Raw genomic sequence first — 16,758 nt, forward strand, 5'->3', positions numbered from 1 at the left:
TGACATAAGTTACTGGCTTCCTGCTCGCAACTCACTACCGTTGCAGGTGGAGAGTTTCCATAATTACAGCCACTCAATCCATACGTGATATCGTCGCTTCCCAGGCTTCAGCAGCTTCGGTGCTGCAACGCTTCGAAATTGATCTCTGTTCCAGCGCCGGCCAGTCTCTCACCCAGGCTTGCTCCAATCTGCAGCTCTCGGTCGAGCAGGTGCTTGAAAAGCTCGAAGCAGCTGAAGCGGATCGGAACAGCGCTCCGCCTGTCGATCCCGCCTCTATGTCGCTTGAGAAGCTCGTGCAGCATATCGTTCGGCGTCACCATCAACTCGTCCGGCACGAGATTCCCAGGCTTGCATTCCTCGCACACAAGCTGGCAACAAAACATGGCCAGCGCGCGCCGCAGTTGGTACCGGTCGACAGACTTATGGAACAGCTCCAGCAAGAGATGATCGCGCATATTGAAAAGGAAGAAAATGTTCTCTTCCCTTTTATTGTCCATCTTGATCAGCATCTCGGCCTCGCGCTTCCACCCGCAAGCTCATGCTTCCGCAGCATTACTCAGCCAATTCGGATGATGATGAACGAGCACGAGACCGCGTCGAGCATCATCGCCGAACTCCGCACGCTCACAAACGGATTCACCGCTCCCGAATGGGCTTGCGCCAATCACGTCTCCTTCCACACTGGCCTGCGCGCATTCGAGAAAGACCTGAAGCAACATATTTATCTCGAGGACGACATCCTATTTCCAAGGGCCGTGGAACTCGAGGATTCCACAGGCGCTCTGTCCGGGCTTTAGTGCTGCCTCCTCTCGCTCCGCGGCGTAAAATGCTCTGCAAATGAATCCGCGCGTTGAAAAGATCCGGCAGCTTCTGAGCGAGTTGGAGAGTGAGGTCGCCGCCCGACCGCGCGGCGACCTCGGCTTCAGCGCGCTGGAGCTTCCGGACATCATCGGAGAAGTAGTCGACGATCTCCAGCCCATCCTTACGGCTCACGATGCGGCTTTCTACTGGTTCCTCTTTCGCCACTCCATCGCGAAAGATGGCAATCCGCAAATCCGCGTAAGCCACAGCACGCTCCGTCGCGCTGTCGTCAAATCTTCCTACACCGACGCAGAGGAAAACATGATCTCTTTTGGCAAGGTGCAGGATACCTTGCGCGCTCTCGAAGAGATCGGCGCAATCCAGAAACTTGGCGAGCCCAATCGGCAAGGCACGCTCTATCGCGTGCTCATCCCAGACGAGATCGAAGCCTGCCGCAGGTTCCGCGCCCAGCGCATGGCCGAGGAGACGGAGCTCTTTCCTCTCTCAGACAATGGCGCGCACAAGAGGCGCATGCAAGTATTTGAGCGCGACGGATACAGATGCCGCAGGTGCGATAAGCAGCTCACACGCTTCACCGCGACGATGGACTACATGAAGTCTCCGGAGGAGGGCGGCGACGAAAGCGCGGAGAATCTCGTCACGACATGCGCCGAATGCAACACGCGCGGCCCAAACAAGCTCTCCTGACCCAGATCGGAAAACATGCGGAGTTGTTTTGAAAGGGCACGACTTCAGTCGTGCCGAACAAGGCCAACTAAGGCACTGGGCTTTACAGGTTGCTGGAAAAAGTCCGAAACGGCTGGTTTTTTAAAGGGCACAGATTTATCTGTGCCGATAAGGGGTGCAATTAGAGCCGCTGCGGGACGGTTTCGATGAGTCCTGGCAAGACCGGCGCATTTTTCAGCAACCTGTTTAGCCCCTGAGGGCTCTTCCCGTTCAGCGCGAATGCCGCTCCGTCATGATCCTTCGCAGCGCATCCGCGTAATGCTCCGGCAGCGGCTTGCGCTTGAGCTGATCATCGCAGACGACGTGAACCGTCTCACCCTCCGCCAGCAGCGTCGGCTCTTTGCCGTCCGCACCTTTACGCAGGATACGATAGGCAAACTTCAGCACTGAGCCCCGCAGCAATGCGGGCCGAGTCTCGATCAGAATCTCATCGTCATACCGCGCGGGCGATCGATACCGGCAGGTCGCCTCAACCACAGGAAGAATGCACTCGTGCTCTTTTTCAAGCTGGCTGTAGGCCAGCCCCAGCGACCGCAGCAGTTCCACGCGCCCCAGTTCGAACCACACCAGGTAATTGGCGTAGTACACAATCCCCATCTGGTCCGTCTCCGCATACCGCACCCGCACCTGATGAGTTGTCACTGGCATCGCGCGCAATCTTCCATTGCTTTTCTAATCAGTGACCCCTGACGACTGATCACTGCTTTTACGGTTTCAGGTGATTGAACATCTGCAGCTTGCTTACATCGTTGAACATGATGAACGCAAAGAAGGCTACCAGCACCACAAACGCCGCCTGGTAGATGCGCTCCTTCACCATCATGTTGATGTCGCGCCGCATGATGCTTTCAACAGCCAGTAGCAGAATCAATCCGCCGTCCAGAATCGGGAACGGCAGCAGGTTCAGGATGCCGAGGTTCAAGCTGATGCTCGCCGCAAGGCCAAACTTCGCCGACCAGTAAGGCTCCTTGACCGCCTGGCCTGCCGCAACGGCGATGCCCACCGGGCCCGACAACTGCTTCACCGAGACCTTATGCGTCAGCACTTTTTTCAGCACGTTGACGATCAGCAGCGAACTCGAAGCGCAGAAATCGCGCGACTCCGCAACCGCATTCGAGAAGCTCATCGGCTCAGCGCGCACCGAAAAATCATCCGGAATCGCGCCCTGGAATCCCAGCCGCCAGCTTCCGTCCTGCTGGTAAGGCTGAACCGCGATCGGTGCCAACGTGGCCCCATTGCGCTCGATCGAGAGCGTCACCGGCTTACCTTTGTCCACGTGCTGCATGTAGTCCACAAGCGGCAGCACAGAGTGGAACGAGTGACCGTCAATGGCAAGGATCTTGTCGCCCTTTTGCAGCCCGGCCCGCTGCACTGGAGAGTCCGGGCTCACCTGCTCAATCGCGATCGGGCTCTGCGCATCCTGAATAAACAGACCAGCCTTGTCGAGATCGTAGTGCTGCGGATCTACGTTCGCAGGCAGCTGCAGTGAGCTCTGAAACGCCCCGCCATCGCGGTTCACGGCTAGGGGAATTGCGCGCCCTTTGTTTTCTGCCGCGACGTCGTAGAACGTTTGGTAATCCGGATTCGAGCGGCTGTCGATCTTCGTGACCACATCCCCGGGCTTCAACCCCGCCTGGTCCGCCGCTGAGCCGGGCGTGACCCATTCAATCTTTGTCGTGCGGATGTCCGGCACTTCGTGGATGAAGTTGAAGTAAATCAGCATCAGCACGAACGCCAGAATGAAGTTCGACACCGGCCCGGCCACGCCAATCAGCATGCGCTGCCAGCGCGGATGGTTCATGAACGAGCCCGGATCGAAATCGCTGACATTCTCAGGCCCGCTGCCGGTCTGGATGCCGTCAGGGGTTTCGCCCGTCATCTTCACAAAGCCGCCCAGGGGCAGCAGGCAGACCTTGTAGTCGGTCTCGCCATACCTCACGCCGAAAAGGCGTGGCCCGAAACCCACCGAGAATGCCTCGACGCGAACTCCGCAAAGCTTGGCGACGATAAAGTGGCCAAATTCGTGCACCACCACCATCAACCCAACAAGGACGATAAAAGCTACTGCGGATACGAAGAAATCATGCATAAATGTAAAGATTCAAACCTCAGCACCGCGCGATCGACTCGGGCGGCAACTCGGACTCAGGCTACGAGCGCGTGAGCCTTTTCCCGCGCTTCCCGGTCCGAAGCCAGCACCTCTGCGATGGTGGCGGGGTGCGACTCGGGGGTGGACGCGAGCACTTTTTCAATTGTACCCGCTATCCCAGTAAATGGGATTTGGCGGGCCAGGAAGGCCTCCACGGCCACTTCGTCGGCTGCATTCAGGGCAATGCAGTGGGCCCCGCCCTTCTCCGCCGCCTCATAGGCAAGGCGCAGACACGGGAACCGCTCAGAATCCGGCTCCTCGAAATCCAGATGCCGCAGCGCGCCCAGGTCGAAGGTCAAGTTCGATGCCGGCCGTTCCGGGTAGGCCAGCGCATATAAGATCGGCAGCCTCATATCCGTGACCGAGATCTGCGCCAGGATCGACCCATCCACGTACTCCACCAGCGAGTGCACCGTCGATTGCGGATGAATTGTCACCCGCACCTGGCTCGAAGGCACGTCAAAAAGCCGGCACGCCTCAATAATCTCCAACCCTTTGTTCAGCATGGTCGCCGAGTCAATCGTGATCCTCCGTCCCATCACCCACGTGGGGTGCTTCAAAGCCTGCTCCGGCGTGATCGCCGCGAACTCGGCTAGCGGCGTCTTCCGGAACGGCCCTCCCGAAGCCGTCAACCAGATAAACTTCACTTCCCTGTGGTCGCCTACCCGCATGCACTGGTGCACTGCGTTGTGCTCGCTGTCGATGGGCAGAATAGGAACATTCCGCTCCCGCGCCGCCGCCGTCAGAATCTCTCCAGCGGCAACCATGCATTCCTTGTTCGCCAGTCCGACCGGCTTCCCCGCCAGGATCGCCGCATGTGTAGCCTCGAGCCCCGCAACACCCACAATCGCAGAGACCACGAAATCAGCCTCAGAGTGTGTCGAGCAGGCCACCGTCCCCTCACTGCCGTGGACAACCTGCGTTCCGGAGACACCTGCCTCGTCCAACCTCTTGCACAGCCGGGCTGCTAGTTCTTCCGTCGCCATGGAAACGACCTTCGGCCGCCAGCGCACCGCCTGCGCAAAAGCCTCATCGACATTGCGGCCGGCTGCCAGCGTCGCCACCTGGTAGCGATCCGGAAACTGCTCAACAATGGAGAGGGTGCTCTGGCCGATGGAGCCCGTAGAACCGAGAATGGCGAGGCGTTTCAACGTTCAGCTAAGTCCAGTGAATGCAACGTTTCTAGAAGCGAGTCCGTATCACCTGAGCGTACCATAGCACCGGAGCCGCCAGCAGCAGCGCATCAATCCTGTCCAGAATGCCCCCATGCCCAGGCAAGAGTGTCCCTGAGTCCTTCACGCCCGCCGACCGCTTCAGCGCCGACTCCGCCAGATCGCCCACCTGCGCCGCCACATTCACCACGACCGCCAGCCCCAGCCAGTACCACCACGGCGCGTCCGAATACGACAGCTTCACGGAGTTCCACTGCGCCAGATACGTGCTCAGCGCCAGCAGGATCCCCGCCACCGCCATCGCGCCCACAACCGACCCGACCGCCCCTGCCCACGTCTTATTCGGGCTCAGATTCGGCGCCAGTTTGCTTCTCCCAAACGCCCTGCCGGCATACATGGCCACCGTATCCCCCGCCCAGACCGTTAGAAACAGAAATGCCAGCAGCGACGGCCCGTTCGTCGCCTCGCGCAGCATGGGAATTGGCAGCAGAGTCAGCCCCAGATAGAACAGCGCAAACACCGATGAAGTCGCATCCGCCAGCGCCCGCTCCACCGGCGACGCAAACGTGCAATACACCAGCAGAACAATGCAGAACAGCCCGAAGACCGTCGCCGTCTCATCCGGCCACTGATAATTCCCGGCGAAAAGCAGGGCAATCGTGCCCAGCGTCAGCACCTTCGGCGGCTTTGCCCCACGCTGCTCAGTCAGCGCCAGAAACTCCCACGCCGCCAGCATCGCCACACCCGCGACGACTGCTGTTATCAGCCACTTGGGGCCGATAAACACCAGTACCAGCACCAGCGGCGCCAGAATCAAGGCAGTGAGAACTCGTTTCATTCCAGGGTTGAGAATACACGCCGGACCCGCCCTCGCGAAGAACCCAGGCCAGTGCCCCTATCGGCGCCCTACCGCTTCGGCCACTCCCATTTGGGAGTGTTGAAAAGTGTCGCTCCGGCCAGCACCGTTTCCCCAAACGACTTCTCCAGGTGCAGCCGATTGCACCGCGGGTTCTGCCCCAGTGCCTCGATCAGCCGGGGCGAATGCGACACCACAATCAGCTGCGTTCGCTCCGCCGCATGCGCAATCAACCGGGCCAGCGCCGGCAGCAAATCCGGATGCAAACTTGTCTCCGGCTCGTTCAGCACCATCAGTTCCGGAGGCCTCGGCGTCAGCAGCGCCGCAGTCCACAGCAGATACCGCAGCGTCCCATCCGAAAGCTCCGCAGCGGCCAGCGGCCGAAGCAGCCCATGCTGTCTGAGCTGAACCTCGAAACGCCCGGCCTGCTGATCGACCACGACGCGGCTCCCCGGAAACGCATCGTCGATGGTCCGGTCCAGTTCTTCGCGGGCGCCGAACAGGCGAATAGTCTCAAGCGCCGCTGGCAGATCGGTCCCGTCATTGTTCAGAACCGGCGTAAACGTCCCCACCTGCGGAACTCGCACTGGCGAAGCCGTATCCGTTCTGAATCCCTCATAGAATCGCCAGCCCCGGATCGCCTCGCGCACCGCCAGCATCTCCGGCGCGCGCTGCGGATCAGCAATCGTCGCCAGCATGCTGTCCGTCGAACTTAGCTCCTTCGTCAGGTACTCCGGCTCTTCGTGCTTCGCGATCTTCGCCGGCGCGGTCTGCACCAGCCGATTGTTGCGATCCACCAACACCGCTGCCCGCCGATACACGCCTCCATGCCAGATGCACTCGCGCTTGATCGCCGGATCGAGCGGGAACGCCAACTGCCCCGGTGGTGGATAGCCGAGATCGATGCAATAGCCGTAGGGATCGCCGGAAAACCCGAGCTTCAGGCTCACCGCATTCTGGCGCGGAGTTCCCTCCACCGGATGCTCACCGCGCCTCACGCTCTTCGCAATCGTCTCCGGCCCTGCCCACAGTGTCGAATGCAGCCCGCCCTCATGCGCCAGCGCCGACACCACCGTATTCAGCGCGGCATCTCCCAGCAGCCGTAGCGCCCGGTACAGACTCGACTTGCCCGTGCCGTTCGCTCCCGTCACGAGATTCAACTGCCCGAGCGGCAGCACAAGCTCCCGCAACGACCGATAGCCCGACACCGCGAGCGTGTGGATCATGTGTTGGAAAGAATACTTGGTGCAAATGCGCGATGGAACGGCGGAGAAACTTCTTCAGCTCGCCGCGATCTTGATCCGCTCAGCGTCTTCTTCCACCTCGCCCACGCTGTCGCTCAGTCCGCCGTATCGCCGCTCACGGCGCTGGAACGCTGCGATCGCCTCGAGCAGATGGATACCGCGAAAATCGGGCCACAGCCGCTCCGTCACAAAGATCTCGGTATACGCAATCTGCCACAGCAGGAAATTTGAAATCCGCATTTCGCCCGAAGTCCGAATCAGCAGATCGGGATCAGGCATGTGCGCCGTGTAGAGATGCCGGTGCAGATCCTCTTCTGTAATGCGCTCGGGGGCAACGCCCTTCTGCTGCATCTCGCGAGCCAGCGCGCGGCAGGCATCCACCATCTCTGAGCGCGCACCGTAGTTCAGCGCGAGCGTCAGCGTGGTGCCGGTATTGCGCGTCGTCGCTTCCTGCGCCCACTGCATCTTGTCTTGCACCTCGCGCGGCAGCTCGTGCACGCGTCCGATGTAGCGAATGCGCACGTTGTTATCGTTCATCCGCTGTACATTGTTTTCGAGGTAGCTTTTCAAAAGCCTCATCAAGAAATTGACTTCAGCCTTCGGCCTGCGAAGATTGTTCTCCAGCGAGAATGCATACAGCGTTAGCCACGGCAGCCCGATGCGCGACGCAGTCTCCGTCACCAGCTGAACGCTTTTTGCGCCTTGCTGATGCCCGAGAAATCGCTTGAGCGAACGGTGTCCGGCCCAGCGTCCATTGCCATCCATGATGATGGCCACGTGTTCCGGCAGCCGCTCCGGCTTGAGCGTGTTCCAGATGGCGCGCTCGTCTGCGCTCAGCTCATCGATCCGCAGCATGCCAGTTGGATGCAAGGAAAATGCCTCAGTAGAATTCTTCTACGTAACCGGGCATGGGGCCCGTTCCGCACTTCGTGACAGGGTTGCCGGACGGCTCACATGCCTGGCACAGCTTCCGCCGTCACCGCGTTGTCTTGCCATTTCAAGAGCCTCGGCAGGCTAGTGAAATCCGGCGACACATTCGAGCCTAGCACAAAGAGGCGAGGCTTATGCGGTCACACTTGGCACACATGAATCGATCGTCATCTTCGTCAGAGAAGATGGCCGGGCGACTGGCATTTACTGCACCCGTCGCCCGCCAAAAAGGAGTCGAAAAGAGATCGGTCTTTGCCGCGGACTACGCGGTCCTGCGCCGTCCCGTAGCCATATCGCGCACCGACCCATACAGCAGCGTCCGGTGCAGCGAGTCGAGATGCGGAAGCATCGCCGCAATCTCCGCCAGGAAGGGATCAGCCATGATCGCCGACACCTCTTCCTCGCGACGGCTGCGTGAATCGCGTACCAGTTGGCGCATATCCACCTCGAGCGCCTCGGCTAGTCGCTCCAGCGAACCCAGCGTCGGAATCGCCTTGCCATTCTCGATCTTCGAGATGTAGGTGCGGGGCACCTGCATCCGGCTCGCCAGTTGGCGCTGGCTCAGGTGACGTGCTTTGCGAATCTCGCGCACCTGCGCCGCAACCTGCAAGCCTGCCTCGGCCGAGGCCGCTGCCGGTGATGGCTGCACAAGTTGGGGGGCTAGGGGTGCCGGCTCCTCGATATCGAGGGGTCTGCGACATTTTCTGCACAGTGAATTGGTCGTTCTGTACTGCACCAAACTGCAGAAATCGCAACGCACGACTTCGCGTGTGTCCACGCTAACAAGAGTGGTAGCCATCGTTTAAGTTGCGGAGTGCCAGAGCGAGGTACTCCTCGCGATGCAGATTGCACCGCGATAAGTGCTACTTTCGGCTGCGGAACCATAATTGTCAAGTACAAATTTCGGTGCAAACCGAAGAAAGCCGGAACAGACCCAAAGAAACCCAATAAAACGCGAACCACACAATGCAACACGTAAAATTCACGACATGACTCTGGCCGAAAACGCTGACCTGAAATTCGATCGCGAACAAGCATGGAAGCTTCTCTGCGAGTGGACGCAAACCGAAAACCTGCGCAAGCACGCCCAGGCCGTTGAGATCTGCGTCTCTGCCTACGGCGAAGCAGAAGCCGATCGCCTCGGCCTCACCGGACCGGAACGGACCCGTCTGCTCAATCTCTACTCAACCACCGCCCTGCTTCACGACTTCGACTACGAGCGCCACCCCACTCCCGAGGAGCATCCCTTCGTAGGAGTCAAGGAACTTGAGCGGCAAGGCTGGCCGCAGGAGATGCGCACCGCCATCCTGGGCCACGCTCAGTATTCCGGCGTTCCCCGCGTCACTCATCTCGACAAGGCCCTCTTTGCCTGTGACGAACTCGCTGGTTTCCTTACCGCCTGCGCCTTGGTCAAACCAACCAAAAAGCTCGCAGAAGTCGAAGTCCCCGGCGTCCGAAAAAAGATGAAAGACAAGGCGTTCGCCCGCGGCGTCAGTCGCGAAGATGTCATTCAGGGCGCAGCTGAGCTAGGCGTTGACCTCGACTCCCACATCGCCTTCTGTCTCCAAGCCATGAAGAGTCGCGCTGAAGAGTTAGGACTTTAACCGTCAAGAAGCAACTCTGCTACAACTCCAGCAACGAAATCTGAATCTCTTTATGTATGAAGAAGACCCTACAGATATCTACATTGCTCCTCGGGACCGCCCTGGCGGTTACACCCATGATGGCGTTCAGCCAGCAACCCCATCCCGGTGAAGACCACACCGCCAAGCAGGATGCCAAGCGCGCCGGCCAGGAATCAAAAGACGCTGTCAAGGACAGCGGTCGCGCCGTCAAGCACGGCACGCAGAAGGCCTACCACTCCACTAAGCGCCACACCAAGCGCGCTGCCCACCGCACCAAGAACGCGGTCAAAGGCGGAGCCGAAGGCGTGAAGGACGGGGCCAAGAACCCGTACTAGAACTGGACGTGGTCAGAGAGCAAAACGCCAGCCTCGGTCAGGGGCTGGCGTTCGTGTGTGTGCTCGGTTTCTGTGAGAACGATCTCATTTCATCGGATCTTTCGCTCTAAGCTCAGCCACGATCTCCGCCGCAGCCTCTCTTGCGCAATCGCTCTGGTCCGGCGGAAAGCTGATGGCACCCACCCGCGCGTGTCCGCCGCCTCCGTAACGCTCGCACACCTGCGCCAGGTTCACCATCTTCGCCGGATCAGCCTTGGTCCACGGATTCGATCCCACCGACACCTTCGTTCGGAAGCTCGACTTCGACAAACCGATCGAATACGTCGCATGCGGATGCAGATAGTAAGGGATGAACTTGTTGTATCCCTCCACCGGCCTATCCGTAATGTCGAAGAAGATCGTGCCATCTACATCTTCGCTCCGCTGCCGAATCAGCTCGATCCCCTCGCGATGCCGCTCCAGCAGCGGCGGCAGCAGACTCGCCACAAACGGCTGCGCGAGCACGTCCGCAAGCGGCATCTCCGTCAGCAGGGGAATCAGCTTCGGAATAAACTCCGGATCCTGCGTCGCTTCGATGATCAGCGTCAACTTCATCGCCGGCGCCGCCATCTCCACCGCGGCCTCCGGACTCTCGTACAGCGCGCCATCCACGATATTCGCCCAGTGAATCAAATCGGCAACCGGCTCCGTATTGAACCCAAACTTCGTCGAGCCGATATGCGCCAGAAAGCTGGTGCACGACGTATAGTTCGGATCGAAGAACTTTCGCATGCTGCACTGCGCGTCGCGTTGGCAGGCGAGGAAGTGCTCATGATCCTGCGGCGTCAGAAACGCCGATTGATGGTGATCGAACCACCAAGTGATCTTCGGCGACGCCGAGTACTTGAAGTCGACGATGGCGTTCTCATCCCCCGTGAACTCGCTCTCATCGAACAGCGCGCCGGCCCGGTGCACCAGGCCGTGGTAGTCATACGCGGCATCCTTCGCAATGCACTCGCGATGGAACCGCGTGAACAGCGATGCGGAACAGGCCCCGTCGAAGCACTTATCGTGATAGAAAACTTTGACCCGCAACCGCACCAGCTCCTCTCGTGCCCCTTCCGGTAAACCCGGAAGAGTAAGAATCATACGGGAGGCCCGTTGTGTCAAGGAGCGCAGGTCGAAAAGCGCCATGCCCGCTCGCCATCCCGGCCCTGCGGCGCACTCTGCTCGCTGCACTTTGGGTAGAATGCATCGACGGCACCTCGCCGCCGTAAGGAGAAACTTATGGAACTCGAGCCTGAGCCGCAGCTCCCGCAAACGACCGAACTGCACGCGCCAGAGCCCGATCCCGCAGCCGACGCACCGCTCGCGCCCGTCACCATACCCGCCGCAGAGCAACCAGAGCCTTATCGCGGACTGAAATGGATTTTCATCGGCCCCTATGGACTCCGCTCCGGCTGGTCCGTCCTCATCTTCGTCCCTCTCCTGATCGGCTTCATGTCCGCTCTCGCCCTCCTTTTCGCCAAAATGCACCTCATCACGAAGGGAGCATTCACGCCGAAGAATGCAATCTTCAGCGAACTCTTCCAGCTCATCGCTCTCATCGCCGCCGCAGCCATCGTGGCGCTCATTGAACGCCGTAGCATCCTGGACTACAACCTCCGTGGCTCGTATCGCGCCATCCACTTCTTCAGCGGATTCGTAATCGGCTTCCTGGCTCTCTCTGCGCTCGTGGGCGGTCTGGCAGCAGGCCATTGGCTCAGCTTCGGCCCTTCAACCCTGAGCGGTGGTGAAATCGTCAAGTACGCCCTGGTCTGGGGCTCGGTTTTCCTGATGGTGGGCTGCTTTGAAGAAGGCACCATGCGCTGCTATCTCCAGTACACCTTCACCCGCGGCCTCAACTTCTGGGGTGCACTCGGCATCATCGGCTCCATCTGCGGCCTGCTGCTGTGGCGTACGAAAGGCGAGGCCTCCTGGGGCGTATACATGATTGCTGGGCTCGGTCTCTTCCCCTGCCTCTACCTCCACCTGAGAAAAACGCCGCAGAGTGGCTTCTGGTATGCGTCCTGGCTCACTTCAGTGCTCTTCGGCGCCGCCCACACCGGCAACAACGGCGAAAACTGGATCGGCATCTTTGCCGCCGCGCTTATCGGCTTCATCTTCTGCGTCAGCATCTGGGTTACCGGCTCAGCATGGTGTCGACCAGCGCAGGTTCGACTCCATTGCCGCATTGTGCGTCAGCTGCTTCGGGGCTCCGCCGTCAGTGTCGACCAGGAAGACCTCATAGTCGGCCGGATTTTCGATCCGCTTATGAATCGGCTCCGTTAGAAATGCAAGCGCTTTGCCATTCGGGGCCGGTGCAATCTCCGCGATTGCGAGGTCAGATTTGGCTACGGTCGTTGCCCCTTCCGGGAGCTTGGCTGAAGGCTCAGCATCGCCTGCCGCCTTGCCAGGTATCGTGTTCGCCAATGGCAAAGCTACAGCCCGAGCCAGCGCGGGTGCGATCGCGATCTTCAGAAGGAGATCGCCACGATACTGCTCCCGCCAGCGCACTACGTCCTTCCACTCGTCGGTCTGCTTGTCTTCCTCTTCGTGGGTTTGGGGCGCCTTGGCTGAGATGTAGATTGCCGATCCATCCGAGGACCAGGCAAACGCGTGTACGTCAAGCTTTTCTTTATAGAGCGGCAGTGCCTCTCCGCCCGAAGACGAGATCAGCCATACGCGGTTCGGCTTGTCGCCGTCAGAGTCGCCCGATTCACTTGAGCCGGACGGAGCACGATCCGAAGTGAACGCGATCCACTTGCCGTCGGGGCTCCACTGCGGCCGCTCATCGGTTCCCGATCGTGTCAGGGGCTTCAGCCCGTCTTTTGCAGTCCACAACCACAAATCGTGGCGAAAATTGTTTGCCTTCCAGTCGGGCGCTTCCGTCGCTATGACAGCCGATGACGCATCCGGCGCCAGCGTCGTGCCGGTGATCTCTGTCGTATTCAGGTATTCGTCGAGAGTGATCTTAGGTTTCTGAGCCCCAACAGAAAAGGCCGAAAGAAGACAACCGCAGGCCGCTAGAACGGTCCGGATGCGAAGGGAAGACATATACGCACTATAAATTGCGCTAAACAGGCCGCGTTTGAAAAGAACAGCCTGCGTTACCAGGATCTGAAGCGCATGACATGAGCAGGTGTGAGCTTCGATCCCGCCTTTACGTTGCCGTGGTCGTCCAACTCGCTCCAGCCTGAGTTTGCGATGTAGAAGTAGTCGTTCCCCACAGAGAGGCAGTGCGTCGGGTCGCCAAGAGTCGGCGTATTCTGTTCGATCACATAGCTGCGGACTACATGCTGCAGCGAAGTGTCCAGGAAGGCGCGAATGACGCGTTCGGGCGATGTTCCATTCTGTATGAGCAAGAGCATTCCGCGGTCGTAGTACATTCCATCGACACCACTCAAAGCCGTTCCATTCGAGAGGAGCCATCGTACGCTGCCGACCTCGAGGTCAAGAACGGCGATGCCACGCAGGTAATCCGGAACGAGCGCGTGTTTGCCATCCGGAAGCACCGCGGGTGTTTGCGGGGATATGAAATCCGTTCCATTCAACAATCGCAACTGCCCATGCTTGAGACGGTACACTCCGCCTCTCTCACCGTCGCTGACAAGCGGATCGCCTTCTTGATCGAGAGCCATGTCGCCGAGCGCCGAACCTGCCGGGCCCTCAAATCTATGCAGCAGCTTGCCTGATTTGAGGTCGAAACATACAACAGCCGATCTGCCCCAATCAGATTTCGGAGCCACGGTAAACCCATCCAGCGCGGCCTCCGTAGCCCATACCAGATTCCGAACGCCATCCACCTTGATCGCGAGCATCGGCCAGCCGCTCGGAGACGAAGCGAAATCTGTCGCAGCACCTTTTTCGGTGACCCGAATGATTTTCTTCTCCAGCACGCTCGTTACTAGGAATGCTCGGGATGACGGGTCGTAATCGATGTCTTCCGCCACCAGTCCAGGATCCGGAAGGTCGAATTGAATCTGCGTTCCAGAAACGGTCTTCTTGTTCTCCTCAAATCTCTTAAGCACGTCTTTATATCGGGGTGACTCGACAAGCGAGGCGAAATCCTTGTTGCTGCCATCGAGCATGCCGGTATCAACCTGGCCCAGATCGGCAAACTGCACCAGGGCATCAAGCGCTTTCTCGCTTTTGCCGGCCTCCATGTAACCGCGCGCGACGGAGAGGATCGCGTTTGGATTATTGTTCAGCAGCTCTCTTGCCTTCACTGCCTCCTGCAAATAGCCGGCGTGATCTCCAGCGGCACGTCTTGTATGCGCCTCATTGCGCAGCGCCGCAAGTTCATCGCGCACGTTGTTCGGTGCCTGCGCAAGCAACGCCACCGCCGCGGCGATCGCCATCATTCGGATCATGCGACCGCATTCTATCCGCTGCACCTGAGGGGTTTACTCTTTTCTGTGACGAACCGGCAATCGCGAGGACCGATGACTACCCGACTGGATGCCCATCAGCACTTCTGGAAGTACAGCCCGGCGGAATATGGCTGGATTGGCGACAACATGGCTAGCTTGCGCCGAGACTTTCTGCCACACGACTTGCAACCGCTGCTTGCAGAACAAGGATTTGCTGGGTCGATTGCAGTCCAGGCGCGCCAGAGTCTTGAAGAAACCCGCTGGCTGCTGGAACTCGCCGCGCACAACGACGTTGTCAAAGGCGTGGTCGGGTGGGTCGATCTCCGGTCTCCCGACCTCTCAGCCCAGCTTCATCAATTTGCGCAGAACCCCAGCCTTGTGGGCGTGCGCCATGTGGTGCAGGACGAGCCCGACAACGATTTCATGCTCGGTGCTGAGTTCCGCCGCGGCATCGCCAGGCTTGGCGAGTACGATCTCGCTTACGACATCCTCATCTACCCTCGGCAACTTCCAGCTGCCATCAAACTTGTCCGTGATCTCCCGGAACAGCGGTTCGTTTTGGATCACATTGCCAAGCCTCCCATCGCGGAAGGCCGTTTGAATCCATGGAACCGCGACCTCCGCGAACTGGGTAAGTCTGAGAACGTCTTCTGCAAGCTATCCGGAATGGTTACAGAGGCGCGCTGGAACGACTGGAAGCCCCAGGATTTTCGCCCCTATCTTGATGTGGTGCTGGACACGTTCACCCCCGCCAGACTCATGGTAGGGTCGGACTGGCCGGTCTGCACCGCCTCAGCGTCATACAGACGAACGATTGCACTGGTGCGCGACTACATCGGCGCGTTGACGTCGGCTGAACAGGACCTGATCCTTGGCGAAAATTGTGCTCGCTTCTACCGAATCCGAGAGCCAAACCAGCCGACTCTTGCCGGCAGAGCTTGATCGGGTAGCAAGCAGGGCCGAGGAACTCCAGGTGCCGCCCAGCTTGTCTGGTCGTGCTCTCCGGGGTGGCATGATCATAGGCACTGCACAGCTCATCAGGATAGGCGTGCAGTTTTGTTCGGTCATTGCTCTTTCGCGCCTGCTTTCACCGCAGGATTTCGGCTTGGTGGGGTGTGTCACTCCGGTGATCACCTTCGTCGGTCTTTTTCAAGACCTTGGTTACGGCCAGGCCATCGTACAGCGCCGCGAAATCTCCCAGGATCAGATTTCATTCATTTTCTGGATTACTGCCGCTCTCGGTATTCTCTGCGCCTCGGTTGCAGCCGCACTCAGCCCCGCGGTGGCCTGGTTTTTTCACGACAGCAGACTCGTCTTGCTCACGCTGTGTGCCAGCGCCTCGCTTCTGTTTGGCAGCCTTGCTGCGGTTCCCAGCGGTCTGCTGAACAGGCGTATGAACTACCGTGGTCTCGCCTTCACGGATGCGTCCGCGGCAGCTTTAGCCCTGACTTCAGCAATCGTCTCGGCGCTTCTGGGAGCGCGCTACTGGTCGCTCATTATCGCAGCTATTGTGGCCAACTCCTTTACGGCCGCAGGCTACTGGACCTTTGCGCGGTGGAAACCGGGCCGCCCCACCCGCAAGTTCCTCGACAAAGATATCGGCCTTTTCGGCGCGAATCTCACAGGCTTCACTTTCGTGAACTACTTCTCGCGCAACCTTGACAACGTCCTGATTGGTCGCAGGCTCGGAACTGCCGCTCTCGGCTACTACGATCGCGCCTTCAAGCTTCTCAGCTTTCCTATTCAGCACCTCAACGCGCCGCTTCACAGCGTAATGACCCCGCTGCTTAGCCGCGTACAGGACGACAAGCCGCGATTTCGAGCGATGTTCCTGCGCGCCGCCGGTCAACTCACCCTGTTCGTCGTCCCTGCGATGGCCGCGCTTGTTTCGGTATCGGACGATTTCGTCGTTCTTGCTTTCGGGCAGCGCTGGGCGCCGGTCTCGCCGATTTTCTTCTACCTGGGTATCGTGGGCATGGTACAGCCTCTCAGCAACGCCACCGGCTGGATACTTATTGCGCAGGGCCGAACCGACGTGATGTTCCGTTTGGGGATCGTCACATCCCTCATCACTGTTGGCTCGTTCTTCTGTGGACTGCACTTCGGCGGCGCCGTTGGTCTAGCCGCTGCATACGCTCTGGTCGAAGCGTTCCTGAAAGCCCCTATCCAGTACTCAGTGCTGCACCGCGTGGGTCCCGTCACGGCTGGAGACCTGTGCGGTCTTGAGATTCCGCTGCTACTGTCCGGGGGCTTCACACTCGCAACCGTTACCCTGGTCCTGCGCGGGATTCTCGCGATGCATGGCGTTTCGCTCATTCTCTCGGCAATCCTCATCTCCTTCGGCTCGGCGATCTTCATCACGGCAGTCCGGCCACAGGGCAGGGAAGTCCTCCATGAAACGGTGATGCTCTTCCGCCGGCTTTTACGATAGCCGGCACCAGCGGCATCCATCAGGCCGGGCTTTCCGGCAACGTTCCCGTGCCCTGCGATGGGAATCCGATTATCATG

Annotated in this window: 16 protein-coding genes; 7 read left to right on the top strand and 9 right to left on the bottom strand. The window is 59.4% G+C overall.

The genetic code is table 11. The annotated features are described in order from the left end of the window. Positions 1 to 80 precede the first annotated feature (80 nt). Positions 81 to 797, top strand: a complete 717-nt coding sequence (locus DHV10_RS19745; RefSeq protein WP_275425932.1) for a hemerythrin domain-containing protein — start codon at positions 81 to 83, stop codon at positions 795 to 797. A gap of 40 nt (positions 798 to 837) precedes the next feature. Next, positions 838 to 1,509, top strand: coding sequence for an HNH endonuclease (locus DHV10_RS19750; RefSeq protein WP_109488107.1), 672 nt, complete (start codon positions 838 to 840; stop codon positions 1,507 to 1,509). A 249-nt stretch (positions 1,510 to 1,758) separates the two neighbouring features. Here DHV10_RS19750 and DHV10_RS19755 read toward each other — a convergent pair whose 3' ends face one another. From DHV10_RS19755 to DHV10_RS27835, 7 genes are all read right to left on the bottom strand, one after another. After that, complete coding sequence (locus DHV10_RS19755) at positions 1,759 to 2,196, bottom strand: acyl-CoA thioesterase (protein ID WP_109488108.1); 438 nt, start codon at positions 2,194 to 2,196, stop codon at positions 1,759 to 1,761. 58 nt (positions 2,197 to 2,254) lie between these two features. Next, complete coding sequence (gene rseP / locus DHV10_RS19760) at positions 2,255 to 3,637, bottom strand: RIP metalloprotease RseP (protein WP_109488109.1); 1,383 nt, start codon at positions 3,635 to 3,637, stop codon at positions 2,255 to 2,257. Between the two features lie 56 nt (positions 3,638 to 3,693). Beyond that, positions 3,694 to 4,848 (bottom strand): 1-deoxy-D-xylulose-5-phosphate reductoisomerase, encoded by a 1,155-nt coding sequence (gene dxr, locus DHV10_RS19765; RefSeq protein WP_109488110.1) that lies wholly within the window; start codon positions 4,846 to 4,848, stop codon positions 3,694 to 3,696. 31 nt (positions 4,849 to 4,879) lie between these two features. Continuing rightward, positions 4,880 to 5,707 (bottom strand): phosphatidate cytidylyltransferase, encoded by an 828-nt coding sequence (locus tag DHV10_RS19770; RefSeq protein WP_109488111.1) that lies wholly within the window; start codon positions 5,705 to 5,707, stop codon positions 4,880 to 4,882. A 68-nt stretch (positions 5,708 to 5,775) separates the two neighbouring features. Continuing rightward, entirely contained in the window at positions 5,776 to 6,951 is a 1,176-nt protein-coding gene (locus tag DHV10_RS19775; protein WP_109488112.1) for an AAA family ATPase, read from the bottom strand. A 54-nt stretch (positions 6,952 to 7,005) separates the two neighbouring features. Further along, on the bottom strand, positions 7,006 to 7,839 hold the full coding sequence (locus DHV10_RS19780) for an isoprenyl transferase (protein ID WP_476703842.1): 834 nt from the start codon (positions 7,837 to 7,839) through the stop codon (positions 7,006 to 7,008). A 322-nt stretch (positions 7,840 to 8,161) separates the two neighbouring features. Then, a complete protein-coding gene (locus tag DHV10_RS27835) occupies positions 8,162 to 8,509 on the bottom strand; it encodes a helix-turn-helix domain-containing protein (RefSeq protein ID WP_239461944.1) in 348 nt (115 codons plus the stop codon). Between the two features lie 379 nt (positions 8,510 to 8,888). Here DHV10_RS27835 and DHV10_RS19790 point away from each other — a divergent pair, with 379 nt between their 5' ends. After that, positions 8,889 to 9,503: an HAD family hydrolase gene (locus DHV10_RS19790; protein WP_109488115.1), complete on the top strand. Its 615-nt coding sequence runs from the start codon at positions 8,889 to 8,891 to the stop codon at positions 9,501 to 9,503. 56 nt (positions 9,504 to 9,559) lie between these two features. Continuing rightward, complete coding sequence (locus DHV10_RS19795; protein WP_162601700.1) at positions 9,560 to 9,859, top strand: hypothetical protein; 300 nt, start codon at positions 9,560 to 9,562, stop codon at positions 9,857 to 9,859. Positions 9,860 to 9,943: 84 nt separating this feature from the next. Here the strand turns inward: DHV10_RS19795 and DHV10_RS19800 are convergent, their stop codons facing one another. Beyond that, positions 9,944 to 10,933, bottom strand: a complete 990-nt coding sequence (locus DHV10_RS19800; protein WP_109488117.1) for a phosphoesterase — start codon at positions 10,931 to 10,933, stop codon at positions 9,944 to 9,946. A gap of 192 nt (positions 10,934 to 11,125) precedes the next feature. Between DHV10_RS19800 and DHV10_RS19805 the strand changes: the two genes are divergently transcribed. Then, positions 11,126 to 12,169: a CPBP family intramembrane glutamic endopeptidase gene (locus DHV10_RS19805; RefSeq protein WP_109488118.1), complete on the top strand. Its 1,044-nt coding sequence runs from the start codon at positions 11,126 to 11,128 to the stop codon at positions 12,167 to 12,169. A gap of 818 nt (positions 12,170 to 12,987) precedes the next feature. Here DHV10_RS19805 and DHV10_RS27300 read toward each other — a convergent pair. Continuing rightward, positions 12,988 to 14,250, bottom strand: coding sequence for an SMP-30/gluconolactonase/LRE family protein (locus DHV10_RS27300; RefSeq protein WP_162601702.1), 1,263 nt, complete (start codon positions 14,248 to 14,250; stop codon positions 12,988 to 12,990). Between the two features lie 72 nt (positions 14,251 to 14,322). Between DHV10_RS27300 and DHV10_RS19815 the strand changes: the two genes are divergently transcribed. Both DHV10_RS19815 and DHV10_RS19820 read left to right on the top strand, forming a co-directional pair. After that, complete coding sequence (locus tag DHV10_RS19815; RefSeq protein ID WP_109488298.1) at positions 14,323 to 15,192, top strand: amidohydrolase family protein; 870 nt, start codon at positions 14,323 to 14,325, stop codon at positions 15,190 to 15,192. A gap of 70 nt (positions 15,193 to 15,262) precedes the next feature. Next, complete coding sequence (locus DHV10_RS19820) at positions 15,263 to 16,681, top strand: lipopolysaccharide biosynthesis protein (RefSeq protein ID WP_109488120.1); 1,419 nt, start codon at positions 15,263 to 15,265, stop codon at positions 16,679 to 16,681. The last annotated feature ends 77 nt before the right edge of the window (positions 16,682 to 16,758 follow it).

This window comes from Occallatibacter savannae (assembly GCF_003131205.1).
In the GTDB taxonomy this organism is placed as follows: Bacteria; Acidobacteriota; Terriglobia; order Terriglobales; family Acidobacteriaceae; genus Telmatobacter; species Telmatobacter savannae.